The 23724-nt window shown below is 65.7% G+C and carries 19 protein-coding genes and 1 tRNA gene; 8 read left to right on the forward strand and 12 right to left on the reverse strand.

Features of this window, described 5'->3' with window-relative positions; all coding sequences use genetic code 11:
* Nucleotides 1–34 precede the first annotated feature (34 nt).
* Nucleotides 35–574 carry an EF-hand domain-containing protein gene (locus ACFC2Y_RS02090; protein WP_375173399.1) on the reverse strand — a complete coding sequence of 180 codons (540 nt, stop codon included), beginning with the start codon at nucleotides 572–574 and terminating at the stop codon, nucleotides 35–37.
* A 280-nt stretch (nucleotides 575–854) separates the two neighbouring features.
* Here ACFC2Y_RS02090 and ACFC2Y_RS02095 point away from each other — a divergent pair, with 280 nt between their 5' ends.
* Both ACFC2Y_RS02095 and ACFC2Y_RS02100 read left to right on the forward strand, forming a co-directional pair.
* Nucleotides 855–1235, forward strand: a complete 381-nt coding sequence (locus ACFC2Y_RS02095; RefSeq protein WP_375173739.1) for a DUF983 domain-containing protein — start codon at nucleotides 855–857, stop codon at nucleotides 1233–1235.
* Between the two features lie 43 nt (nucleotides 1236–1278).
* Nucleotides 1279–2007: a DNA mismatch repair protein MutT gene (locus tag ACFC2Y_RS02100; protein WP_375173400.1), complete on the forward strand. Its 729-nt coding sequence runs from the start codon at nucleotides 1279–1281 to the stop codon at nucleotides 2005–2007.
* 52 nt (nucleotides 2008–2059) lie between these two features.
* Here ACFC2Y_RS02100 and ACFC2Y_RS02105 read toward each other — a convergent pair whose 3' ends face one another.
* The 4 genes from ACFC2Y_RS02105 to ACFC2Y_RS02120 all read right to left on the reverse strand — a co-directional run bounded on the left by ACFC2Y_RS02105 (nucleotide 2060) and on the right by ACFC2Y_RS02120 (nucleotide 6552).
* Nucleotides 2060–2950: an EamA family transporter gene (locus ACFC2Y_RS02105; RefSeq protein ID WP_375173740.1), complete on the reverse strand. Its 891-nt coding sequence runs from the start codon at nucleotides 2948–2950 to the stop codon at nucleotides 2060–2062.
* 56 nt (nucleotides 2951–3006) lie between these two features.
* Nucleotides 3007–4479 (reverse strand): carnitine 3-dehydrogenase, encoded by a 1473-nt coding sequence (locus ACFC2Y_RS02110; protein WP_375173401.1) that lies wholly within the window; start codon nucleotides 4477–4479, stop codon nucleotides 3007–3009.
* A complete protein-coding gene (locus tag ACFC2Y_RS02115) occupies nucleotides 4476–5381 on the reverse strand; it encodes a 3-keto-5-aminohexanoate cleavage protein (RefSeq protein ID WP_375173402.1) in 906 nt (301 codons plus the stop codon). Before ACFC2Y_RS02115 ends, ACFC2Y_RS02110 begins: the two co-directional genes overlap by 4 nt.
* A 124-nt stretch (nucleotides 5382–5505) precedes the next feature.
* Nucleotides 5506–6552: an aldo/keto reductase gene (locus tag ACFC2Y_RS02120; RefSeq protein ID WP_375173403.1), complete on the reverse strand. Its 1047-nt coding sequence runs from the start codon at nucleotides 6550–6552 to the stop codon at nucleotides 5506–5508.
* 125 nt (nucleotides 6553–6677) lie between these two features.
* Between ACFC2Y_RS02120 and ACFC2Y_RS02125 the strand changes: the two genes are divergently transcribed.
* Entirely contained in the window at nucleotides 6678–7307 is a 630-nt protein-coding gene (locus ACFC2Y_RS02125) for an ImuA family protein (RefSeq protein ID WP_375173404.1), read from the forward strand.
* Between the two features lie 82 nt (nucleotides 7308–7389).
* Nucleotides 7390–9102 (forward strand): methionine--tRNA ligase, encoded by a 1713-nt coding sequence (gene metG / locus ACFC2Y_RS02130; protein ID WP_375173405.1) that lies wholly within the window; start codon nucleotides 7390–7392, stop codon nucleotides 9100–9102.
* A 101-nt stretch (nucleotides 9103–9203) separates the two neighbouring features.
* On the opposite strand, the gene ACFC2Y_RS02135 is transcribed toward metG, so the two are convergent.
* From ACFC2Y_RS02135 to ACFC2Y_RS02145, 3 genes are all read right to left on the reverse strand, one after another.
* Complete coding sequence (locus tag ACFC2Y_RS02135; RefSeq protein ID WP_375173406.1) at nucleotides 9204–11795, reverse strand: methyl-accepting chemotaxis protein; 2592 nt, start codon at nucleotides 11793–11795, stop codon at nucleotides 9204–9206.
* Nucleotides 11796–11851: 56 nt separating this feature from the next.
* Entirely contained in the window at nucleotides 11852–12421 is a 570-nt protein-coding gene (locus ACFC2Y_RS02140; RefSeq protein ID WP_375173407.1) for a hypothetical protein, read from the reverse strand.
* A 164-nt stretch (nucleotides 12422–12585) separates the two neighbouring features.
* Nucleotides 12586–12671, reverse strand: a tRNA-Leu gene (locus ACFC2Y_RS02145).
* Between the two features lie 114 nt (nucleotides 12672–12785).
* Between ACFC2Y_RS02145 and ACFC2Y_RS02150 the strand changes: the two genes are divergently transcribed.
* The gene (locus ACFC2Y_RS02150) at nucleotides 12786–13532 is read left to right on the forward strand and encodes a rhomboid family intramembrane serine protease (protein ID WP_375173408.1); all 747 of its coding nucleotides are present in this window, start codon (nucleotides 12786–12788) and stop codon (nucleotides 13530–13532) included.
* A gap of 91 nt (nucleotides 13533–13623) precedes the next feature.
* Here ACFC2Y_RS02150 and ACFC2Y_RS02155 read toward each other — a convergent pair whose 3' ends face one another.
* Nucleotides 13624–14412: an inositol monophosphatase family protein gene (locus ACFC2Y_RS02155; protein ID WP_375173409.1), complete on the reverse strand. Its 789-nt coding sequence runs from the start codon at nucleotides 14410–14412 to the stop codon at nucleotides 13624–13626.
* Between the two features lie 164 nt (nucleotides 14413–14576).
* Nucleotides 14577–15482 carry a LysR substrate-binding domain-containing protein gene (locus ACFC2Y_RS02160; RefSeq protein WP_375173410.1) on the reverse strand — a complete coding sequence of 302 codons (906 nt, stop codon included), beginning with the start codon at nucleotides 15480–15482 and terminating at the stop codon, nucleotides 14577–14579.
* Nucleotides 15483–15573: 91 nt separating this feature from the next.
* Here ACFC2Y_RS02160 and metF point away from each other — a divergent pair, with 91 nt between their 5' ends.
* Nucleotides 15574–16440, forward strand: a complete 867-nt coding sequence (metF, locus tag ACFC2Y_RS02165) for a methylenetetrahydrofolate reductase [NAD(P)H] (RefSeq protein WP_375173411.1) — start codon at nucleotides 15574–15576, stop codon at nucleotides 16438–16440.
* A 70-nt stretch (nucleotides 16441–16510) separates the two neighbouring features.
* Entirely contained in the window at nucleotides 16511–16960 is a 450-nt protein-coding gene (locus ACFC2Y_RS02170; RefSeq protein ID WP_375173412.1) for a PaaI family thioesterase, read from the forward strand.
* A gap of 18 nt (nucleotides 16961–16978) precedes the next feature.
* Here ACFC2Y_RS02170 and ACFC2Y_RS02175 read toward each other — a convergent pair whose 3' ends face one another.
* Nucleotides 16979–18055 (reverse strand): DUF2235 domain-containing protein, encoded by a 1077-nt coding sequence (locus ACFC2Y_RS02175; RefSeq protein WP_375173413.1) that lies wholly within the window; start codon nucleotides 18053–18055, stop codon nucleotides 16979–16981.
* The gene (locus ACFC2Y_RS02180) at nucleotides 18033–20327 is read right to left on the reverse strand and encodes a xanthine dehydrogenase family protein molybdopterin-binding subunit (RefSeq protein WP_375173414.1); all 2295 of its coding nucleotides are present in this window, start codon (nucleotides 20325–20327) and stop codon (nucleotides 18033–18035) included. Before ACFC2Y_RS02180 ends, ACFC2Y_RS02175 begins: the two co-directional genes overlap by 23 nt.
* A 141-nt stretch (nucleotides 20328–20468) precedes the next feature.
* Between ACFC2Y_RS02180 and ACFC2Y_RS02185 the strand changes: the two genes are divergently transcribed.
* Nucleotides 20469–23654: a valine--tRNA ligase gene (locus tag ACFC2Y_RS02185; protein WP_375173415.1), complete on the forward strand. Its 3186-nt coding sequence runs from the start codon at nucleotides 20469–20471 to the stop codon at nucleotides 23652–23654.
* The last annotated feature ends 70 nt before the right edge of the window (nucleotides 23655–23724 follow it).

Below are 23724 nucleotides of genomic sequence, written 5' to 3' on the forward strand. Positions count from 1 at the left end.
CCGGGGGGAGCCCCCCCGGGACCGCGTCACGATCTTATTCGGAGGTGCCGGGCGCCACGACCGGGCCACCGCGTTGCCCCTTGCGATGTTCGCCAAAGTGCTTGTGCTTGCCTTCGTGACGCTCGCGGAAGGCCTCGCGCGCCTGGTCCAGTTCTTCCTTGGTGATGACCCCATCCTCGTTCGCATCGAGGCGGGCGAACAGGCGGTCGCCGCCGCGCGGGCCCATTTCGTCGGCGGTCAGCCTGCCATCCTTGTTGGCATCGCGCCGTTCGATCATGCGTTCCGCCCTGCGCTGCATGCGTTCTGCGCGCTGCGCTTCCATGCGGGCGACCAGTTCTTCGCTCGACAGGGTGCCGTCGCCATCGGTGTCGGCCTGGGCGAACCTGGCGGCGGCATGGGCGGCGATTTCCTCCTGCGTGATCTGGCCGTCGCCGTTGGCGTCGATCTCCTCGAAGGGCAGCATCGGGCCGCGCGGGCCACGGGGGCCGTCGCCGCGCTCCTGCGCGAAGGCGGGTATGGCGGTTGCGGTCAGCGCGAGGATCAGGGCACCTGTCAGGGCGGGTGTGCGTTTCATCGGGTAAGTCTCCGTTGTGGTTTCGTCTGTCTGACGATCTTGGCGAAGGCGGTTTGTGGCGCCTTCTGAAGTGTATTACGGGGCCATCCGGCGGTTCCGTCGCGGAGCGGCAAAGTTTTTCAGGGGACATTCCGGAAGGGCGATACGCGACATCACGACGCAAGGACATTGCGCCCCCTTCCTTTGCGGCCTCGGCATCGCCACCTTAGCGCCTGTTGCCCGACCCCCGAGGGATGCCATGCGAGACACGACCCAGACCATCGAGAGCCAGACTGTCGAGATGACCGAAGAGAGTGGCGAACGCCCGATCAAGCGTTCGCTCTGGCGCGGGTTTCGCCGGAAATGCCCGAACTGTGGTTCCGGCCCGATGCTGAAGGGCTATCTGAAAGTGCGCGATCATTGTCCCGTCTGCCGCGAGGAATTGCATCATCACCGCGCCGATGACGGGCCTGCCTATCTGACGATCCTGATTGTCGGGCACTTGATGGCCCCGGCCCTGGGCGCCGTCTTTCACGCCTATCAGCCCGAACCTCTGGTCCTCTTCACCGGTTTCTCTATTGGCACCGTCGCATTGTCCCTCTACCTTCTGCCCCGATTGAAAGGGGCGTTGGTCGGGTTTCAATGGGCACGGCACATGCACGGCTTCGGGGCATCCCGCTGATCCGCCCCTGCGGCGCGCGGTGCGCCATGGGAGGACGAGCAGGATGACAACACAGACGACCAAGCCGAGCATCGACAAGAGCCAGATCAGGAACGCGGCCACCGTGATCGCCCTGCGCGACCGCGCGACGGAGCCGAAAGTCCTGATGGGCCAGCGCGGGGCCAAGGCCGTCTTCATGCCGAACAAGTTCGTCTTTCCCGGCGGCGCCGTGGATCTGGAGGATGCGGATATCCCGCTGGCCAGACCGATTGCGGACCCGTGCCGGTCTCGCCTGCTGGAGGATGCGGGGGGCGATCTGGTCAACGCCATCGCGGCCGCCGCTGTGCGCGAGCTGTGGGAGGAAACGGGGTTGATCCTTGGCCAGCCGGGCCAGTGGGACAACCCGCCGGCCGACTGGGCAGGCTTTGCCGCGACAGGCCATATCCCGGATGCCTCCGCCCTGACCTTCGTCTTCCGCGCCATCACCCCCCCGGGACGTCCGCGCCGGTTCGATGCGCGCTTTTTCGTTGTGGATGCGGACGAGGCGGTGATGACCGACCTCGACGATTTCTCCGCCGCCTGTGACGAACTCTCCCTGCTGCAGTGGATCCCGCTGGAGGAGGCGCGGAGTTTCGATCTGCCTTTCATCACCGAGGTCGTTCTGGCCGAGGTCCAACAGCGCGCCGCCGATCCGGGCCCGCCTGCCAGCGTGCCCTTCTTTGCCAACAACGCCGAGAACCGCGAATTCAAGCGGCTGCGCGGGCTGGTGGAGTTGAAGGGGCGGGCGGACTGACGTGTCCGGTGTGGTGGCGCGGTCCGCGCCGCCTACGCGCTACGCCGCCCGCTCAGGTCACCACGATCAGCACCACCACCGACAGAAAGATCAGGCCGATGCCGATCCCTTCGCGCCGGGTCACCGTTTCGTGGAAGAAATAGACCGAGGCGAGCAGGGAAAAGATGACCTCCAGCTGGCCAACGGCAAAGACGTATCCCGCGTTCTCCAAAGTAAAGGCCGTGAACCAGCAAAGCGACCCGCCGAGCGAGGTCAGACCGATCCACATCGCGCGGGGCCAGGCGCGGGCGACGCGGGTGATTTCTCCGGGTTCGCGGATCAGGAGCCAGAAGCCGAGGGCCGCGACCTGGATCGCCAGGACAAAGGCCAGGGCCACCAGCGCCCGCATCATAGGCTCGTCCGAGACCTCAAGCGTCGCGCCGCGATAGGTCACGGCGGAGACGCCAAAGAAGACACCCGAAGTCAGACCCAGCACCACGGCGCGGTTCATCAGGAGGCCGCGCAGCCCCCTGCCCTCGACCTTGGGCGGATCTGACAGCAACAGCACGCCGACGACGCCCAGAACCATGGCGGCAAAGCCCGGCCAAGTGACGCCCTCGCCCAGGATGACGATGCCGACCAGCACGGTCAGCAGCACCTCGGTCTTCTTCAGGGTGATGCCCACGGCGAAGTTGCGCGACTGAAAGAGCATCACGGTGCAGACGGTGGCGAGGATCTGTGTCACCCCGCCCGCCACTGCAAAGGCCCAGAACTTCGACCCCAGAACCGGCCAGGCGGGCAGGATCAGCACGGCGGCGATCCAGACCACGGGCGCGGAAAAGACGAACCGGGAAAAGGTGGCACCGCCCGCTGAAAGATCCTTTGTCGCCAGGACCTTCTGGAGCATGAAACGCACTGTCTGAAAGGCCGTGGCCGCGAGGGCGAAGAGAACCCATGATTCTATCATGTATTCTCTATGACCCAATCCCGGCCGGGTCACCAGACCGGGTCAGACTTTGGTCAGGGACGGTCCCCCACGGCGCGGGCCAGCCCCACGGGCCTGGGCAGGGCCGCATGCCCCTTCGCCAGAATGGCCAGCCGTTCGGCCAGAAGCGGGGTCAGCGGCGAAGAGCGGCGGCTTTCCAGATCGACATGCAGCAGCATATGTTCCGCCGTCGCCAGCAGCCGGTCGCCAGAGTAGAGCTCGTGCCAGAGGTGCATCTTCTTGCCCTGCCCTTCCAGCACCCGGGTCTCGACCGTCAGGCGCGCGCCGGCGCGGACCTCGTCGATATGGCGGATGTGGGTTTCGACGGTGAAAAAGCTCTGACCCTCCGCCACATAGTCGCGGTCGCAGCCGACCAGGATCATCATCCGGTCGGTCGCATCGCCAAAGACATGCAGATAGCGCGCCTCGGTCATATGACCGTTGTAGTCGATCCAGTCGAGCGGCACGGCGCGGTGGATGGTGCGGACCGGGGCGGCGGGGTCGATCTCCTCGAACCGCGCGGGCACGCCGGAGGTGGCAAGATTACGGGCATCGGCGGCCAGTTGCACCGCGCCCGCCCCATTGCCCGTATACCCCAGGGCACGCAGGATGCCGACGAGGTTGCGATCGCGCTGCGCCTCCATCTCGGCGATGCTTTGCGCGCCGGTCTGGGCGTCGGATTGTTCCGCGATCCGGTTGACCAGATCGTCGTCCATCTCGGGCACATCGGTCAGCTTGGACCAGGGCCACTGCAGCGCCGGGCCGAACTGATGCAGGAAATAGGCCATGCCGCCCTCGCCGCCGACGATGCGGTAGGTTTCGAACAGCCCCATCTGCGCCCACCTCAGCCCAAAGCCCATGCGGATCGCATCGTCGATCTCTCCGGTGGTCGCCACGCCGTCTTTCACCAGCCACAACGCCTCGCGCCAGACGGCCTCCAGCAGGCGGTCGGCGATATGGGCGGGCACCTCGGCGCGGACCTTCAGCGGGGACATGCCGATGGCGGTCAGGATCTCCGTCGCGCGGGTCACATCCTCAGCGGTGGTGCGGTCGCTGGCCACGACTTCGACCAATGGCAGCAGGTAGACGGGGTTGAAGGGATGGGCGACGAGGATCTGGCCCGCGCGCGGCGATCCGGCCTGCAACTCGGAAGGCGTGAAGCCGGAGGTGGAGGAGGCTAGGATCGCCTTTTCCTCCATACTGGCCTGAAGGGCTTGGTATATTTTCTGCTTCAGTTCGATCCGTTCCGGCACGCTCTCCTGCACCCAATCCGCGCCGCGCACGGTTTCGGAGATCAGGCCAGGGAAGCTCAGCTCCCCCTCCGGCGGTAGGGCCACGTCGCCCAGCCCCGGCAGGGCCAGACGCGCGGCGGTCAGGACTGAAAGAACCCGGGCCTCCGTCTCGGGATCGGGGTCAAAAACGCGCACGTTCCAACCGTTGAGCAGGAAGCGCGCGGCCCAGCCTGCGCCGATCACCCCGGCGCCGATGATCGCGGCGGTTCTGCTCATGCGGCCCCCTTTCGCAGGCCCAGGGCGCTGCGCATTGCGGCGGGGGTCATCACCCCGACGCCCAGGTTTTCCAGGATGGCCACCGCGCGGGCGACAAGCTGGGCATTGGTGGCAGGCTCACCCCGAGCCAGCCAGAGGTTGTCCTCCAGCCCGACGCGCACATGGCCGCCCGCCAGAACCGAGGCCGCGACATAGGGCATCTGATGCCGCCCCAGGGCAAAAGCCGAGAAGGTCCAGCCCCTTGGCACATTTGCAACCATGGCGTGGAAGGTTTGCAAATCGTCCGGGGCGCCCCAGGGCACCCCCATACAAAGCTGCACCAGCGCCGGGGCCTCCAGCACGCCCTCCTCGACCAGTTGGCGGGCAAACCACAGGTGGCCGCTGTCGAAGCATTCGATCTCCGGCCGGACGCCGAGGGCGGTGATCCGCCCCCCCATCTCGCGCAGCATGCCGGGGGTGTTGGTCATGACATAGTCGTTTTCGGCGAAGTTCATCGTGCCGCAATCCAGGGTACAGATCTCCGGCAGGCAGTCGGCGATATGGGTCAGCCGCGCTTCCGCGCCGATCATGTCGGTTCCGGCGGCGGGGGGCAGCGGGGCCTCGGTCCCGCCGAGGACCAGATCGCCGCCCATTCCGGCCGTCAGATTGATCACCACATCGGTGTCCGACTGCCGGATCCGATCGACGCATTCCCGATAGAGAGCGGGGTCGCGCGACGGCGCGCCCGTTTCGGGATCCCGCACATGCAGATGCACGGCCGCTGCCCCGGCGCGGGCGGCCTCTATCGCGCTATTGGCGATTTCTTCGGGGCTGCGCGGAACATGGGGGGAGCGGTCCTGTGTCTGACCCGATCCGGTCACGGCACAGGTGACAAAGACCTCTGACGGCATCGACAGCGGCATGACATCCCTCCGCCTTCAGGAAGGCGGGGAAGGCCCCGGGGTGCAAGCGACAAGCGGCGAGCCGCGCGGCAGACCCGGCGAAGTGTTGTAGCCATGTCACCTTTTGCCGCCTGGCAGGCGGGGTTCAATACGGCTGCGGATGGTCCCGGTGAACGAGGTCGATGTCCTTCAGCACCTCCTCGCTCAACTCCAGATCGAGGCCGTCGAGGATGCGGGTCAGTTGCGCCGCGGTGCGCGCCCCGAAGACCGTGGAGGTTACAAAGGGGCGGCTTGCCACCCAGGCGAGCGCCATGTGCACCGGGTCGAGATCGTGTTTGAAGGCAAGGTCCATGTAGTCCTCCACCGCGGCAAAACTGCGGGGGGTGGCGCGGTTGTTGAGGTCGGGGATCCGCTCCATCCGCGACCCCTTGGGCACGGCGCCGCCCTGGTATTTCCCGGTCAGCAGACCCGCGGCCAGGGGCGCACTGGCCAGCAGGCCGATCCCGTCATGCAGGCTGACCTCCGCCAGGTCCGTGTCGAACATGCGGTGCAGCAGCGAATAGTCGTTCTGGATGGTGGCGGGAAACGGGGCCTGACGTGCGGTGGCCAGGGTGCCCCATCTGGCCAGCCCCCAGGCGGTTTCGTTGCACAGGCCGAAGGCGCGGATCGTGCCCCGTCGCCGTTCCTTTTCCAGCGCATCGAGGCAGTCGATCATGTTGTCGGTCACGCGATGCGGATCGAGGGTCGCCGCCTGCCGATCCCAGTTGCGGCGGAAATGGTAGGAGCCGCGATTGGGCCAGTGGAGCTGATAAAGGTCGATGTAGTCGGTCTTCATCCGCCTGAGCGAGCCCTCGACCGCCTCGGGAATGGTGGCGGCGGAGATCGGGGCGCCGCCACGGATCATCCGCATCCCCTGCCCCGCATGTTTGGTGGCGATGATCATGTCGGCCCGCCGCGCCGCCGCGCCATCCAGCCAGAGGCCGATGATCCGTTCGGTCCGGCCGATGGTTTCGGGTCTCACCGGGTCCAACGGGTAGATTTCCGCTGTATCGAGGAAGTTGATGCCGCGATCCCGCGCCGCATCCAGCTGCGCATGGGCGCGGCGCGTGCCGGTCTGCGACCCCCAGGTCATCGTGCCGAGACAGAAGGTCGTCACTTGCAGTTCGGTGTGGCCCAGGCGCGTTGTCTTCATGGGGTCCCCTCGATGTCGGCCTCGTCATAGCGCAGAGAAGTTACCGAATGTCTGACCCGGAGGGGCCTCGGCCCGGTTGAGAACATTTGGGGAACATGTCAGGATCGGAGGTACAGGAGAATCCCATGTCTGCCCCCACCCCCCTGCTGTCCCGCCGCCCGCACCGGACCGGCCCCATGCTGGAGCTTGGCGCCGGTGCACGGCTGCCCCGGGCGCGGCTACACGAGGGCTGCGGCGCGGCGCGGCGCAGCTTTGCCCTGATGATTGCCGCGCGGCTGGCGGCGGCGGGCGAACGGGGGCCGCTTTGGTGGATATCCCCCGCCTGGGAGGCCGATCAGCTGCATGCCGAGGGGGTGGCCCCGATCTTCGCGCCGGAGCGGCTGATCTTCGTGCGGCCGAAACGGGCGGAGGATGTGCTCTGGACCCTGGAGGAAATCCTGCGCAGCGGGACGGCGGCGCTGGCGGTGGCGGATATCCCCGGACTGCCCGGGCTGACGGCAGTGCGGCGGCTGCATCTGGCGGCGGAAACCGGGGCCGAAACCGGTGGGCAGGCCCCGCTTGGCCTGATCCTGACACCGGGGTCCGGCGGGGCACAGGGGGTGGAGAGCCGCTGGCGGATGGACAGTGACCACGGGCCGGGGCGCACCGCCTGGCGCCTGACCCGGCTGCGCGCCCGGATGGACCCGCCGCAAAGCTGGCGGGTGGACGCCGCCCTGGCCCTCGAACGAACCCCGATGGAGGAGATGGCCGGGTAACGAGCCTGCCAGCGACAAGAGCCTCTGGCCCTGCGGCACGTCCCGCGATAAACGGGGCGAACCACGGGACAAGAGGCGCGACATGGCACGGCATCTGATCACTTCGGCGATCCCCTATATCAACGGGATCAAGCACCTGGGGAACCTCGTCGGGTCCCAGCTTCCGGCCGATCTGTTCGCACGCTACCAGCGGGCGCGCGGCAACGAAGTTCTGTTCCTCTGCGCGACGGATGAACATGGCACCCCGGCGGAACTGGCGGCGGCCAAGGCCGGCCAACCGGTGGCGGAGTATTGTGCCGAAATGCATCAGGTGCAGTCGCGGATCGCCGAGGGGTTCCGCCTCTCCTTCGATCACTTCGGCCGCTCCTCCTCGCCGCAGAACCACGCCCTGACACAGCATTTCGCCGGGCGCCTGGCAGAGGCGGGGCTGATCCGCGAAGTCTCCGAAACGCAGATGTATTCCAAGGCCGACGGCCGCTTCCTGCCCGACCGTTATATCGAGGGCACCTGCCCGAACTGCGGCTTTGACAGCGCGCGGGGCGATCAGTGCGACAACTGCACCAAGCAGCTGGACCCGGTCGACCTGATCAACCCGCATTCGACCATCTCCGGCTCCACCGATCTGGAGATGCGCGAGACCAAGCATCTCTACCTCTGCCAGAGCAAGATGAAGGATCAGCTGGAGGAGTGGATCGACACGCGCGTCGGCTGGCCGGTGCTGACCACCTCCATCGCGAAGAAATGGCTGACGGATGGCGACGGGCTGCAGGATCGGGGGATCACCCGCGACCTCGACTGGGGGATCCCGGTCAAGCGGGGCGATGCGGATTGGCCGGGGATGGAGGGCAAGGTCTTCTATGTCTGGTTCGACGCCCCGATCGAATATATCGCCTGCGCGCAGGAATGGGTCGATGCGGGCAAGGGGCCGGATTGGGAACGCTGGTGGCGGACCGACAAGGGCGCGGACGACGTGACCTATACGCAGTTCATGGGCAAGGATAACGTGCCCTTCCACACGCTCGGCTTTCCGGCGACGATCCTGGGCTCGGGCGAGCCCTGGAAGCTGGTCGATTTCATCAAATCGTTCAACTACCTGAACTATGAGGGGGGGCAATTCTCCACCTCCCGCGGGCGCGGGGTCTTTATGGATCAGGCGCTGGAGATCCTGCCGGCGGATTACTGGCGCTGGTGGTTGCTGAGCCATGCCCCGGAATCCTCGGATTCCGAATTCACCTGGGAGAATTTCCAGGCCTCGGTGAACAAGGACCTGGCGGATGTTCTGGGCAATTTCGTCAGCCGGGTGACCAAGTTCTGCCGCTCGAAGTTCGGTGAGATCGTGCCGGAGGGGGGCAGCTATGGCCCTCAGGAAGAGGCGCTGATCGCGGAACTGGCAGAGCGGTTGCGGACCTACGAGGCGCAGATGGAAGCGATCGAGGTACGCAAGGCAGCGCAGGAGCTGCGGGCGATCTGGGTTGCGGGGAACGAATACCTGCAGGCCTCCGCGCCTTGGGCTGCCTTCAAGGAAGACCCGGAGCGCGCGGCGGCCATCGTGCGATTCTCGCTCAACCTGATCCCCTTCTACGCGGCGCTGTCCTCGCCCTTCATCCCTGATGCGGCGGAAGCCATGGCGGCCGCCCTGCCCGATGCGCCGGTTGGCTGGCCGGAGGATGTGGCAACCGCCCTGTCCGCGCCGACAGGAGGGGCCGCGATGCAGGTGCCGGACAACTTGTTCCGCAAGCTGACGGATGAGGACGTGGACAACTGGAAGGCACGCTACGCGGGAGTGCGCAGCTGAGCCTGCCTTCCGGGGCGTCCATCGCCTGGCCATGTGTCTGAGGAGCGCAACGGCCCTCGTGCCTGGCTTGGCGATCAACCCGTGCTGCGTGGACTGTCGGATCAGAATTCCTCCCATCCCTTGTCGAGGCCAGCGGACGCAGGCTCCGCTGCCGCATTGACGCGTTGGCGCGGTTCTGCGGCAGATTTCACGGCTTTCGGTTTGGGCGCCGTCCCGAACGCCAGCTGTCCGTGCCGTGCGGCCAACGGCCGCTCGCCCAGGTGGAACCTTTCGGAGGCCGAAACCAGGGCCGCAGCCTCGCTCGTCAGGGCATGGCTGGCGGCATTGGTTTCCTCGAACATGGCGGCGTTCTGCTGCGTCACCTGGTCGAGGTCGGTGATCGCCAGGTTGATCTCGGTCAGGCCCGAGGACTGCTGCCGGGCGGAGGTGGCGATGGCGGCGACTCGCGTGGAGATATCGGACACCGCGTCGACGATCTTGGCCAGGGCCGCGCCGGTTTCGTTGACCAGTTCGACCCCTGACCCGACCTGCTGACCCGAGGCGGAGATGAGATCATTGATCTCGCGCGCGGCGTCGGAGGAACGCTGCGCGAGGGCCCGCACTTCGGTCGCGACGACAGCGAAACCACGCCCGGCCTCGCCGGCGCGGGCGGCTTCCACGCCGGCGTTGAGGGCCAGCAAGTTTGTCTGGAAGGCGATATCGTCGATCACGCTGGTAATCTTGGAGATTTCCTTGCTGGAGGCTTTGATCCCATCCATCGCCTCGACAGCGCGGCGCGCCACGTCGCCACCGGTCTGGGCCTGGCCGAGGGCGGTGCTGGCGATGGTCGCTGCATGGTCCGCCCCCTCGGCCGCTGATCCGACGGAGGCCGTCAGTTCGTCCAGAGCGGTGGCGGTTTCCTCCAGCGTGGCGGCCTGGCGTTCGGTTCGCCGCGCCAAATCATCGGCGGCATTGGTGATCTCCCCGGCTTCGGTCCGGATGGATCCGGCATTGTTGACCACGGCATCCATCGCTTCGTGCAACGCGCGCACGGCCTGATTGAAGTTCAGTCGCAACTGATCGTAATCGGCGCTGAAGGTGTCGGCGATGCTGACCGTCAGGTCGCCACCGGCGAGCTTACCCAACCCGGTCTTGAGCGCATTGACCACCGTCGCCTGTTCTTCGGCGCGCTGGCGGCGATCCTGTTCCGCGGTCTGCATGGCGTAGTGGCTGTCGGTGATGTCGGAGCCGATGAAGACGACGCGTTCCACCGTCCCGTCAGGGCCGAGGACGGGTGTCAGCGTCCCCTCGGCCACGGGCTTGCGATCCGTCGATCCCGGCAGGGCGAACCGGCCGCTGATGACCACGCCCGCCTGGATATTCTGTGTTGCCTGCGCCTTGTCGTCCTCACTCATGTCGATCGGGGTCAGCACGTCGTTGCCGGTCATCTTTTTAACGCGCTCAGCGTCCAGCCCCGTCAGGTTCAGGACGGCCTCGTTGACGGTGGCGATGCGACGATCCTCGGCGATGTCGATCCGCAGCTGGTGCTCCTCGATCGCGCCCAACACCGCGGCATTCAGTGTCGCATCAGATACGTCAGCGAATTCCATGACATAGCCGATCGTTCTGCCCTCGCTGGAAGTGACCCCCTGCACCCGGACCTTGAGGCGGTGCCGGTCCCATCTGCGGGACAGATCGAGCGGCAGATCCGCCCCCCGGATCGCGGCTTCTATATCGCTCAGCCCAGGGATGTCGCTGGCGGACCCGGCGGTCACGCGCGCCGCGTCGAAACCTGCCCAATCGCCGCCCGCGCCCTTGGCAAACTCCGAAAGGAGCGTGGACCAGGCCGCGTTGACGTAGCGCACCTTGAGATCAGGCCCCAGTAACATGAGCGCGGAGCCCGCGGAGGCCACGGCTGCGCTGCGGAAGGCGTTTTCCTCCTCCGCCGCGCGGGCGGTCTCGAGCTTGTCGCGGAAACTGGACAGCGACCGGGCGATGCTGCTGATTTCGTCGGCTCTTCCGGTCGTGGAAATCTCTGCCGCCAGATCGCCATCGGCGATGCGTCGCATGGCACTTTCCGTTGCGCGTAGCGGGCGGGACAGCCAGACCCATTGAAACACCCCCGCGCCCAGCAAGGCCGTGACAAAGACGATGCCGGCCACGATGATCGTCTGAACCCGCTTTTCGGCCAGATCCTGAAGCTGGCGGGCCGGCGTCAGGCTTACGGCCAGCCCGCCCACGATCGTCCGGTCCTTGCCGAAACGCACCGGCACGGCCACGGTGAAGCCGTCGGCACTGGTGATCAGGCGATCCTGATTGGTGGCCTGAATGGCAAGGTCGCGCGCCTGGTCCAGGGCCTCCTCCGCCTCCGGAGCCTGCCCTTCGGACCGAAAAAGGACGCGACCTTCGAGATTGACCGCAGCCCCGCCGATGACCGATCCGCCGGATTTGCTGACGAGGGTACCGAAAGTCTGTTCGATCTGCTCGACCTTGCCGAATTTGACCATTCCGCCAAGCTGTTCGGACAGGAACTGAGCGCTCGTCTCGGCCAGGTCGGCGATGTTCTGACCAATCTGATCGGACAGACGGCGCTGCGAAATGGTTTCGGTTGTCGAGACGACAATGAGAACGCAGATCGCAACCATCAGCGTCCCGACAGCGAAAGTCGATCTGAAGGTTTTCATCACGGAGTTCACCAGGGACCGGTCAGTCATCATGAGGGCTTTCTGCTGGATTTCGGCGGGGCCGTGTCCGGCCCGGCACCCGTGGTTCAAAAGAGCTGCTCGGCATCCAGACCGACGGTCACGGCCCCGATCACCGCGCCGGTATCCGGGTCGGCAATGGCAACGGAAACCTGGCCCTGATACGTCTGCGTCGACTCGTCATACTCGATATCGCCGATATGCATCGCCTGGGGGCCCTGGCCGTAGGTTTCGGTGAACTTCGCCTCGTCCCCCTGCCAGTAGTCGGAAGTCGGATCGGAGGCGGCGACGTTCAGCCCGCGGCCGTCCATGATGAAAATTTCCGTCATCGTGCCACTGGATCCGGCGATGCGGGCGCGCAGGAAATCGGCGGCGGCGTTGCCGACGACCGGATCGACGGTCGGGCGTACGGGTTGCCCGACCTCCTGCTGCCAGCGTCGGTCCAGATCCTCGATCTCGGACTGGGCGAGATGCCCGGTACGCAGGTTCTGCAGGCGGATGGCGGAGATCAGCGTCGGGTCCTGCAGCCAGGTCAGGATGTGATCGCGGGCGTATTCCGTCATCACCTCCGCATACTGGTCGGCCTGAGACATCGTCGCCGTCGCGGCCAGCATGGCCGCGAGACAGAGTGGTTTCATGGTATCCTCCAAAACGGTTTCCGGCGGCACCATGACAAGGAACGCTTTCGGTCCGCTTAACGTCCGCCGGAAATTTTCCGCCTTCGGCGCAAACGCCAGAAAAACGGGGCGTCGCCGGGCGAAGGGCACCTCAAGACGCGCCACCACTGGGAGGGATCGTTCGATGGTACCCGCGGCCGGACTCGAACCGGCACGGCCTCTCGGCCTAGGGATTTTAAGTCCCCTGTGTCTACCATTCCACCACGCGGGCTGACGTGATCCGCGCGACCTTAACGGCAGGGGCGGGCCGGGAAAAGGCCCGATGGCAAAGCGCTTGGCTATTGTTCGGCTTGACCTTTCGCCGTGCCGCCGCCAGCCTGCGCGCATGTTTCCGTTGCGCGACCACAACCCGTCAGGGCGAACACCCTATGTCACCTGGGCGCTGATCGCGGTCAATGTGGCGGTCTTCCTGTCCTATTCGCAACTTTTCACCGATCCGGCGGCGCTCAACAGCTTTTTCGCGCGCTACGCCCTGATCCCGGCGCGACTGTCCGCGGGCGATGGTTACCTGACCGTGCTGACGTCGATGTTCCTGCATGGCGGGATCATGCATCTGGGCGGCAACATGCTGTTCCTGTGGATCTTCGGGGACAATATGGAAGACGAGATGGGCCATGGCGGCTTCCTGCTCTTCTACCTTCTGTCGGGGATCGGCGCGGCGCTGGCGCAATTCGCCGCGGCACCGGGGTCGATGGTGCCGATGGTCGGGGCCTCCGGCGCGATTGCCGGGGTGATGGGGGGCTATCTGCTGCTCTTTCCCAAGGCGCGGGTCGACATCCTGTTCATCTTCATCGTCTTCTTCCGGATCTTCCCGGTGCCCGCCTGGGTCATGCTGGGGATCTGGTTCGGCCTGCAGTTCTTCAACGGGATTGGGGCCGATCTGAACGCCGGGGGCGTGGCCTACTGGGCCCATGCGGGCGGGTTCATCGCCGGGCTCCTGCTGGCCCTGCCGACCTTCCGTCGCCTGGGTGGAATCGCGTTCTGGAACCGGACGCATGGCCACCCGGACCATCCCGCGGCGCAGTACAGGTTCAGCCGGTCCAACGTGCCCGTGGTGCGTCGGCGGCGCTGACGGGCGGAACGTCCCGTGCCGGGCCCATCCGCTTCATCTTTCCACAAATAATCCCGCCGGAGGCGTCCTCCGACAGCCCCGAGCGCGGCACTCAGGCGTCGCGGATGACCTTGGCGAATTGCTCGAAGATGGCCTCGTTGGCGCCGATGATCTCGCCGCTGGAGAGGATGTCCTCCCCCGGCACGATCGCATCGACCAGCCCGCCGGCCTCGCGCAGGATGATCAGACCGGCCGCCATGTCCCAGGCATTCAACCGACGCTCCCAGAAACCATCGTAGCGGCCCGCCGCCACATAGGCGAGGTCCAGCGCGGCAGAGCCCCAACGACGCACACCGGCACAGGCGGGCATCAGCCGCGCCAGGTCCTGCAGCGTCTTGGGCAGGTCGGAACGGCCTCCGAAGGGCACGCCGGTGGCAAAGATCGACTCGATCATCCGCGAGCGGCCGGAGACACGGATGCGGCTTTCGTTCATCCAGGCGCCCTCGCCCTTCTCGGCAAAGAATAGTTCGTCCTTGGCGGCGTCATAGACGACCCCGGCGATGATCTGGCCCTTGTGCTCCAGCGCGATGGAGACGGCCCAATGCGGCAGGCCGTGCAGGAAGTTCGTTGTGCCGTCCAGCGGATCGACAATCCAGCGGCGCGTCGGGTCCTGTCCTTGCTCCTCGCCGCCCTCTTCGCCGACCCAGCCGTAGGAGGGACGTGCCTCCATCAGTTCGGCCTTGATGATCTCCTCTGCGGCGATGTCCGCGCGGGAGACGAAATCGCCCGCGCCTTTCATCGACACCTGAAGGTTCTCGACCTCGCGGAAATCCTTGACGAGGGATCGGCCGGCCTTGCGGGCGGCTTTCTTCATGATGTTGATATTGGCGCTGAGCGTCATGGCGGACTCCTGTCAGACAGGTCGCGCGTATAGACCGGGGGCGCGGAGTTGCCAAGGGGGGCGCGGATGGCGCCTGCCAGTGGATGCCTCCAGCGGGAGTATTTGGGGCAAGATGAAGCCGAAGGGGGCCGCGTCGCGGGGCCTTTCAAGGCGGGGTCGTGCAGTCAGCCGCGCTGCAGCTTCACCGCCTCGGTCCGGGCCAGGCGGACGAAATGGGCCATGTAAGGCTTGCCGATATCCTCCCGGCGGGAGGCGGCGTACATGCGGCGGGTCAACCCGCCGTCGGTCAGTGGGCGGACGGCGAAATCGGACCGGTTGCGCTGGCTGTTCATCACCCAGTCGGGCAGAACCGCCACGCCGCGTCCGGACGCGACGAGCATCAGGATCATCTGGGTCAGTTCCACTGGGCGCAGCCCTGCGGGCTCCACCCCCGCCGGATGGAGCAGCATCTTGTAGACATCGAGGCGGGATTTCTCGACCGGGTAACAGAGCAGGGTTTCGGGCTCCAGATCCGAGGCCTCGATATAGGGTTTCGCCGCCAGCGGATGGTTTGCCGCGCCGATGAAGACCGGGGAATAGTCGAAGAGCGGCGCATATTCGGCCTCGCCCTCTTCGTCCGGGTCCGAAGAGATCACGACATCCACCTCTTCGCGGCGCAGGGCGGCCAGGGCGTCGAAGGCGCGGCCCGCGCGGATGTCGATGTCCACATCGGGCCAGGCGCGGCGGAACTGCTCCAGAACCGGGAAGAGCCAGTCGTAGCAGGCGTGGCATTCCAGCGCGATATGCAGCCGCCCGGCGCTGCCCTCCTCCAGCGCTTCGAACTCCGCCTCCAGCGCGTCGATCTGTGGCAGGATCCGTTCGGCCAGTCGGAGCATGCGCTGCCCGGCGGCGGAGAGTTTCAGCGGTTTGGAGCGGCGAACGAAAAGCTCCACCCCGGCCTGCTCCTCCAAGCCCTTGATCTGATGAGACAAGGCAGACTGGGTGATATGAAGAACATCGGCGGCACGCTGCAGGCCCCCGGTGTCATGGATCGCCTTGATCGTGCGGAGGTGCCGGAACTCGATATGCATATGTGAGCCGCGTTCATGATGTTCGTGAAAGTTATGAGCTTGTCTCACAAAGCCGATTTTGCGACAAGGGCTCAAATCCAAGGGGACCGTTATGACCACGCCTGCCGTTTCGTTCGAATTCTTTCCGCCCAAAAACCTCGAAGCCTCGTTCCGTCTGTGGGATACTGTGCAGGTTCTGGCGCCGCTGAATCCGCGTTTCGTGTCCGTGACCTACGGGGCCGGTGGCACGACCCGTGACCTGACGCGGGACGCGGTGGCGACGCTGCACAAGAATTCAGGGCTGAACGTCGCCGCGCATTTGACCTGCGTGAAGGCCACCAGGGAAGAGACGCTGGAGATCGCCAATGCCTTTGCCGAGGCGGGCGTGACCGAGATCGTCGCGCTGCGCGGGGATCCGCCGCAGGAGGACGGCAAGTTCACCGTACACCCCGGCGGCTTCGCCAGCTCGGTTGAGTTGATCGCCGCGCTGAAGGAGACGGGGAAATTCACCATCCGTGTCGGCGCCTATCCCGAGAAACATCCCGAGGCAGCGTCGGAAGCCGCAGATGTGGCGTACCTGAAGCGCAAGTTCGACGCGGGCGCGGATGAGGCGATCACCCAGTTCTTTTTCGATACGGAGCATTTCCTGCGCTTCCGCGACGCCTGCGCCAAGGCGGGGATCGACAAGCCGATCGTGCCGGGGATCATGCCGATCGAGAACTGGAAGGGCATCCGCCGGTTCGCGCTGAACACCGGCACCTCGGTCCCGGCCTGGCTGGACGAGGCCTTTGACAAGGCGGAACGTGATGACCGGCAGGATCTCTTCGCCACGGCGCTCTGCACCGAGATGTGCACGGATCTGATCGCTGAAGGCGTGGACAAGCTGCACTTCTACACGCTGAACCGGCCGGAGCTGACGCGCGATGTCTGCCATGCCCTGGGCGTGACTCCTTCGGTGCGTCTGGAAAACGTCGCCTGAGCGGCATTCTTTGCAATGCGGTTGAACCTTCCGCAGGGCGGCAATAGCCTGCCCGGCGGGAGGAACCGCCATGACCAAGACCGCCAGCCGAAATCAATCCGGGCTTGAGGCCATCCGGGGCATGCTGACCGGGGTCCGCCGCGGCCCGCCGATTGCCGATGTGATGAACTATCGTCTGACGGAGGCGGAGGATGGTCGGGTGACCTTTACCGGCACACCGACCGAGGCCTACACCAACCCCATGGGCGGCGTGCATGGTGGCTGGTACGGGGTGTTGCTGGACAGCTGCATGGCCTGCGCGGTCGCCACTCGAGTGCCGGAGGGATCGGCCTATACCACGCTGGAATACAAGGTGAATATCATCCGCCCGATCCCGCCGGGGATGGAGGTCCATGCCACCGGCTGGGCCCAGCATGTCGGCCGCTCAACCGGGATCGCGAATGGCGAGATCCGGGGTGTGGAAGATGGCAAGCTTTACGCCACCGGCTCGACCACCTGTATCGTGATGAAGCTGCCCTAGGGAAGTACGGGGCCGCCTTCAGGCGTTGCGCTGCCGTTGACCGGACACGGGGAATTGCAGCCCGCGGGCGATAGCGCTTTCGTGGATGCGTTCGGAGGGGTCCTGCCCCATCACGCGTTTCTCGCGGATCAGGAAAAGCTTGCCCCAGCTCCGCCACATGCCGACCGAGGGCGCGTCCGGATCGGTCGGAAAGCGGCGGCGCCAGCCGTCTGGCAGCGGCAACCCGCGCAGTTCCGATTGCAGCAGCATCCAGACCAGCGGCAGGTTCGACAGGCCCCGCGCCTCCTCGAACCCGCCGAGCTGGCCGCCGACATCGCCATGGGCCCCGGCGAACCAGACCTGTTCCAGCCGACCGGACCAGTCGGGATCGCTGCTCCACATGACCGGGGCATAGACGGCGCGGGTTTCCTCCAGCGCCAGGGCATGGAAGCCCGCCTTCACGCAATGCGACAGGGCGTGGTTGTGGAAGGAGTGGTTGGGTTCCGATAATTTCCACAGCATTGGCAGGCGCAGGCCAAGGGATTTGACCGTGTCGAAGGCGCCGATCATCTCGATCTGCACACCGGGGTGGCAATTGGCCGCCGCAAAGGCGCGGGAGGCCTCGCTTTCGTTCTCGGCCTGGTAGTGGCGGTAGGCCAGTTGCACGTTGCGTTCCGTCGCGGCGTCGGTTCGCAGCAGGCCGACGCGGTCCAGAACACCGGCGAGCGAGCGGACGGCGTAGGCGCCGCGGGAATAGCCGAAGAGGTAGATCCGGTCGCCGGGGCGGTAGCGCGAGGCGAGGTATCCATAGGCGCGGCGGATCTGGCGATTGATGCCGCGCCCCATCAACACCTCATGGGTGTTCTTCCAGCTGGTCCATTGCACGCCGCCCTCGTAATAGACGGAGATTTCCGGCCCGCTCAGCTCCGACAGCAGCTTGTAGATCAGGCCGGCGTTCGTCTCCTCCCCCGGCTGGATGGAGGACATGGTGCCGTCGAGGATGATGACATGCGAAACCGGCCCGCGCCGGACAGCGGGAACATTCCGCCGCGCGCGGAACAACCAGCGCGGGCGGATGACCCTGAGAAGTCCGTCACTCAGCCGGTTGAGCTTCACCCAGCATCTCCCACACACGGTGCGGCGTGAAGGGCATGTCGCCCCGGGTCACACCGGCCTGGGCCAGCGCATCCATCACCGCATTCGACACCGCCGCCATGGAGCCGACCGTCCCCGCCTCGCCGCAGCCCTTCATGCCCATGGGGTTGGCGGTGGAGGGCACGGGTTCGGTGGCAAAGCCGACGAAAGGCATCGACCGGGCCCGGGGCATGGCATAGTCCATGAAGCTGGCGGTCAGAAGCTGGCCGTCCTCGTCGTAGGTGACGTTTTCGATCAGCGCTTGGCCCAGGCCCTGGGCCACCCCGCCGTGCACCTGGCCCTGGGCCAGCATCGGATTGATGAGATTGCCGAAATCGTCGACGACCGTATAGGCGATGACTTCGACATTGCCGGTGTCTGGGTCAACCTCGACCTCGGCCACATGGGCACCGTTCGGGTAGGAACGGCCCGGAAGCTGCGCGCGTTCCTCATGCACCAGCAGATCGTCGCGCCCGGCCTCGCGCGCCATTTCGGCGACATCCTGCATGGTGGGCGCGGCGTTCGATCCTTTGATGCGGAAGCTTTCGTCATCAAAGCTGACATCCGCGGCGTCGACATTCATCTTGTCCGACAGGAAGCCGGTGAATTTCTCGACCATGGAGCCGACGACAGCGAGGGTCGCGTTGGACTGCGTCGTGACGGAGCGCGAGCCACCGGTCCCGCCGCCCTGGGCGATCAGGTCGCTGTCGCCCTGGATGACGCGGATATCCTCCATCGGGATGCCGGACTGATCGGACAGGAACTTGGCATAGACGGTTTCATGCCCCTGCCCGTTCGATTGTGTGCCGACGTAGATGTTCACCGTGCCGTCCTCGAGGAATTCGACCTTCGCCCCCTCGGAGGGATCGCCGAGGATGCTTTCGATATAGTAGCACAGCCCCAGACCGCGCAGGCGACCCCGTTCGGCCGCCTCCGCCTGGCGGGCGGCAAAGCCCGGGCGGTCCGCCAGTTCCGACGCGCGGTCAAGCAGGCGTTCGAAATCCCCCACATCGTAGAGCTCGTCGGTGACGGACTTATAGGGAAAGTCCTTCGGTTTGATGAAATTCTTGCGCCGCAACTCCCATCCATCGACGCCCAATTCGCGCGCGGCATAATCCATCGCGCGTTCCAGCAGATAGATCGCCTCGGGCCGCCCGGCGCCGCGATAGGCATCCGTGGGGGTGGTGTTGGTGTAGTAGCTCTCGACCTCCAACAGGGCGTTCTGACAGTCGTAGACCCCCATGAGGACTCGGCCGAAAAGGTAGGTCTGGATCAGCTGGCCGAAGTTGGAGTTGAAGGCGCCGAGGTTGGATTTGGTCTTCACATGATAGCCGGTCAGCTTGTGGTCGGCGTCCAAGGCCAGGGCGACCTCATGCCTCAGGTCGCGGGCACCGTTGTCCGACAGCATCGCCTCGGTCCGGTCGGACATCCAGCGCACGGGGCGGTCGAGGAAACGGGCGGCATAGGCGGCCATGACATATTCGGGATATAGCTTGGCCTTCATGCCGAACCCGCCGCCGACATCGGGCGTGGTGACGCGGACCTGGTCTTGCTCCAGTCCCATGAGCTTGGCCAGTTCGCTCTTCGGTCCCCAGACCCCCTGGCCGTTGAAGGACAGGTGAATGCGGTTGTCGGCCCATTCGGCGTAACACCCCCGAGGTTCGAGCGAGGCGACCATGACGCGGTTGTCCACCACATCCGCCCGCACGACATGTTCGGCCTCGGCAAAAGCGGCCTTGGTTTCCGCCTCGCGGCCCAGCAGATAGTCGATGGCCAGGTTGCCCGGGGCCTCCGCGTGCAGATCGGTGTCGCCGTGGGCCAGGGCCATCTGGGCGGGCAGCTCCTCGTAATCGAACTCGATCAGTTCGGCCGCGTCCTTGGCCGCCTCGGGGGTTTCGGCCACCACAAGCGCGATCGGCTGACCGACCCAGAGCACGCGGTCCTCCGCCAGGATAGGGTGCTTGGGCTTGGCCGCGGGCGATCCGTCGCGGTTCTTCACCGTGACCGAGCCCAGCCCGCCGGTAATGCCGAATTCATGCAGATCCTCGGACGCGGCGACAAGATAGACGCCATCGGCCTCGCGCGCGGCGGTCAGGTCCAGGGTGGTGATCCGCGCATGGGCCACGGAGGACCTGAAGACATAAAGATGAAGCGCGTTTTCCGGCGTGATATCATCAACGTAGCGGCCATCACCTGTCAGGAAGCGGATATCTTCCACCCGGGTCACGGACTGACTCTTGCCGAATTTTTCCATACTGCGGTTCCTCATTCGTTTGGGGCGACCCTAACGCAGGAACCGCCCGTGTCCAGAGGCCGCGCCATACGGTATCCGCTCTTTCCCTTCGGAGAGCGATTGGGTATGCCCCGTTGCGAAAAGATCAGGGAATGTGCCGTCATGACGATGGAAAAGACCTTCAACGCCAGCGAAGCCGAAGACCGTATCTACAAGGCCTGGGAAGAGAGCGGGGCTTTCAAGGCCGGGGCGAATGCCTCGCGCAGTGACGCCTTCTCCATCATGATCCCGCCGCCGAACGTGACGGGATCGCTGCATGTGGGCCATGCCTTCAACAACACGCTGCAGGACATCCTGATCCGGTGGAAGCGAATGCAGGGCTTTGACACGCTGTGGCAGCCGGGCACGGACCATGCGGGCATCGCCACGCAGCTGGTGACCGAACGCGAGATGGCCGCCAACCAGGAGCCCTCGCGGACCGAGATGGGGCGTGAGGCGTTTATCGAGCGGGTCTGGCAGCAGAAGGTCAAGACGCGCGGCACGATCATCGGGCAGCTCAAGCGACTTGGCGCCTCCTGCGACTGGTCGCGCGAGGCGTTTACCATGGGTGGGGCCGAGGGCGACCCGGACCGCGAGACCGTGGTGGCGAATTTCCATGACGCGGTGATCAAGGTCTTTGTCGACATGTTCGACAAGGGGCTGATCTATCGCGGCAAACGGCTGGTTAACTGGGACCCGCATTTCGAGACGGCGATCTCCGATCTGGAGGTCGAGAACCTCGATGTCGCGGGGCACATGTGGCACTTCAAGTACCCGTTGGCGGGTGGCGAGACCTATGAGTATTTGGAGAAAGATGAAGACGGGAACGTCGTGCTGCGCGAGACCCGCGACTACATCTCCATCGCCACGACCCGGCCCGAGACGATGCTGGGCGACGGCGCCGTGGCCGTGCATCCCTCGGACGAACGCTATGCGCCGATCGTCGGCAAGCTTTGCGAGATCCCCGTGGGGCCGAAGGAGCATCGCCGCCTGATCCCGATCATCACTGACGAATACCCGGACAAGAACTTCGGCTCCGGCGCGGTGAAGATCACCGGCGCGCATGATTTCAACGACTACGCTGTGGCGCAGCGCGGCGGCATCCCGATGTACCGGTTGATGGACAGCCGCGCGCAGATGCGCGACGACGGCGAGGATTATGCCACCTGTGCCACCCGGGCGCAGGAGATCGCCAATGGCGCGGAGTTCTCCGGCGCGGAGGTCGATACGCTGAACCTCGTCCCCGATCACCTGCGCGGGCTGGACCGTTTCGAGGCGCGCGCCAAGGTGGTGGAGGAGATCACCGCCGAGGGGCTGGCGGTGATGACGGTGGCCGACGATCCGCGTCTGGGCAAGGCGGCACGTGCCCCGGCCCCCGAGCCGGGGCCTGACGGTGGCGAGAGTGGCGAGGTCCCGGCGCAGGGCCAGGATATGGTGCCGCTGGTCGAGGCGAAGTCGATCATGCAGCCCTTCGGCGACCGCTCCAAGGTCGTCATCGAGCCGATGCTGACGGACCAGTGGTTCGTGGACGCCGAGAAAATCGTCGGCCCGGCGCTGGACGCCGTGCGCAACGGCGACGTGCGGATCATGCCGGAGTCGGGCGAGAAGACCTATTACCACTGGCTGGAGAATATCGAGCCCTGGTGCATCTCGCGCCAGCTGTGGTGGGGCCATCAGATCCCGGTCTGGTATGGCTTCGATCTGGCCCGCGAGGGGTTCACGGACGACGAGGCCGACGGCGCGCTGGACATGGTGGAGATCACCCGCCTGCTCTCGGATCAGCACCTGCTGCGCGGCGAGGAGCATTTGCATTGCGCCCATGATTTCGACGCGGTGAAAGCGCAATTCCATGACGTGCTCGACCGGCTGCCCACGCCCCTGTCGCATGCCAGGGTGGTCGAAGTGGCGGATCGCGCCACCGCGCGGGAGACGCTGGCGCAGTCCCTGGCCGATTACACGGCCAGCCAGGACCCGACGCATCTGCTCTACCCCGTCTGGCGGGACAGCGATGTGCTGGACACATGGTTCTCCTCCGGGCTCTGGCCGATCGGTACGCTCGGCTGGCCGGAGGAGACGCCGGAGCTGGCGAAATACTTCCCGACCTCCGTGCTGGTCACCGGGCAGGACATCCTGTTCTTCTGGGTCGCGCGGATGATGATGATGCAGCTGGCCGTGGTGGGCGAGAAACCGTTCTCGGACGTCTACCTGCATGGTCTGGTGCGCGACGCGAAGGGCAAGAAGATGTCCAAGACGGTCGGCAACGTCATCGACCCGCTGGAGATCATCGACGAATACGGCGCCGATGCTCTGCGCTTTGCCAATGCGGCGATGGCCTCGCTCGGCGGTGTGCTGAAGCTCGATACGCAGCGGATCGCTGGGTATCGGAATTTCGGCACCAAGCTGTGGAATGCCACGCGGTTCGCGGAGATGAACGGCGTCTACGACCACGGCGCGCCTGCTGTGGATGTGCCGGAGGCCGTGGCGACGGTGAACAAGTGGATCATTGGCGAAACCGCCCGGGTGCGTGAAACCGTGGATGCGGCGCTGGCGGCCTATCGGTTCGACGACGCGGCAACCGCGCTTTATCGGTTTGTCTGGGGCAAGGTTTGCGACTGGTATGTCGAATTTGCCAAGCCCCTGCTGGCCGAAGATGCGCCGGAGCGGATGGAGACGCAGAAGGTCATGGGCTGGGTTCTGGATCAATGCATGATCCTGCTGCATCCGATCATGCCTTTCATCACCGAGGAACTGTGGTCCGCTACCGGGTCGCGACCGAAGATGCTGGTCCATGCGGACTGGCCGACCTATGGCGCCGATCTGATCGACGCCGAGGCGGATCGCGAGATGAACTGGGTCGTCGGGCTGATCGAAGACATCCGGTCGGTCCGCGCGCAGATGCATGTGCCCGCCGGTCTGCATGTGCCGCTGGTCGTGTCGGACTGGGGCGAGCCGCAGCAGGGCGCCTGGGCACGGAACGAGCCGCTGATCAAGCGGCTGGCCCGCGTCGACAGCCTGACCTGGGTTGAGGCGTTCCCCAAGGGCACCGTCACCATCGCCGCGGAGGGCGCGACCTTTGGCCTGCCGCTGGCGGATGTGATCGACGTCTCGGCAGAGACCGCGCGGCTGGAGAAGTCGCTGGCCAAGCTCGGCAAGGAGATCGGCGGGCTTGAGGGCAGGTTGAACAACCCGGCCTTTGTCGACAGCGCCCCCGAGGAGGTCGTCGCGGAAGCGCGCGCCAATCTGGCCGCCCGGCAGGACGAACAGGCCAAGCTGCAGGCAGCGCTGGACCGGATGGCGGAACTGGGGTGATCCCACGTCGTGCCCCGGCCCTGCGCCGGGGCCTCGCGGATGCAGTCGCCTGCGTTTGATCAGTGACCAG

It is taken from the genome of Pseudooceanicola sp., assembly GCF_041987405.1.
Lineage (GTDB): Bacteria > Pseudomonadota > Alphaproteobacteria > Rhodobacterales > Rhodobacteraceae > Pseudooceanicola.

Coding starts and splice junctions, on each gene's coding strand:
- ACFC2Y_RS02090 (WP_375173399.1), bottom strand. CDS start 574: ATGAAACGCACACCCGCCCTGACAGGTGCCCTGATCCTCGCGCTGACC.
- ACFC2Y_RS02095 (WP_375173739.1), top strand. CDS start 855: ATGACCGAAGAGAGTGGCGAACGCCCGATCAAGCGTTCGCTCTGGCGC.
- ACFC2Y_RS02100 (WP_375173400.1), top strand. CDS start 1,279: ATGACAACACAGACGACCAAGCCGAGCATCGACAAGAGCCAGATCAGG.
- ACFC2Y_RS02110 (WP_375173401.1), bottom strand. CDS start 4,479: ATGAGCAGAACCGCCGCGATCATCGGCGCCGGGGTGATCGGCGCAGGC.
- ACFC2Y_RS02115 (WP_375173402.1), bottom strand. CDS start 5,381: ATGCCGCTGTCGATGCCGTCAGAGGTCTTTGTCACCTGTGCCGTGACC.
- ACFC2Y_RS02120 (WP_375173403.1), bottom strand. CDS start 6,552: ATGAAGACAACGCGCCTGGGCCACACCGAACTGCAAGTGACGACCTTC.
- ACFC2Y_RS02125 (WP_375173404.1), top strand. CDS start 6,678: ATGTCTGCCCCCACCCCCCTGCTGTCCCGCCGCCCGCACCGGACCGGC.
- metG (WP_375173405.1), top strand. CDS start 7,390: ATGGCACGGCATCTGATCACTTCGGCGATCCCCTATATCAACGGGATC.
- ACFC2Y_RS02135 (WP_375173406.1), bottom strand. CDS start 11,795: ATGACTGACCGGTCCCTGGTGAACTCCGTGATGAAAACCTTCAGATCG.
- ACFC2Y_RS02140 (WP_375173407.1), bottom strand. CDS start 12,421: ATGAAACCACTCTGTCTCGCGGCCATGCTGGCCGCGACGGCGACGATG.
- ACFC2Y_RS02150 (WP_375173408.1), top strand. CDS start 12,786: ATGTTTCCGTTGCGCGACCACAACCCGTCAGGGCGAACACCCTATGTC.
- ACFC2Y_RS02155 (WP_375173409.1), bottom strand. CDS start 14,412: ATGACGCTCAGCGCCAATATCAACATCATGAAGAAAGCCGCCCGCAAG.
- ACFC2Y_RS02160 (WP_375173410.1), bottom strand. CDS start 15,482: ATGCATATCGAGTTCCGGCACCTCCGCACGATCAAGGCGATCCATGAC.
- metF (WP_375173411.1), top strand. CDS start 15,574: ATGACCACGCCTGCCGTTTCGTTCGAATTCTTTCCGCCCAAAAACCTC.
- ACFC2Y_RS02170 (WP_375173412.1), top strand. CDS start 16,511: ATGACCAAGACCGCCAGCCGAAATCAATCCGGGCTTGAGGCCATCCGG.
- ACFC2Y_RS02180 (WP_375173414.1), bottom strand. CDS start 20,327: ATGGAAAAATTCGGCAAGAGTCAGTCCGTGACCCGGGTGGAAGATATC.
- ACFC2Y_RS02185 (WP_375173415.1), top strand. CDS start 20,469: ATGACGATGGAAAAGACCTTCAACGCCAGCGAAGCCGAAGACCGTATC.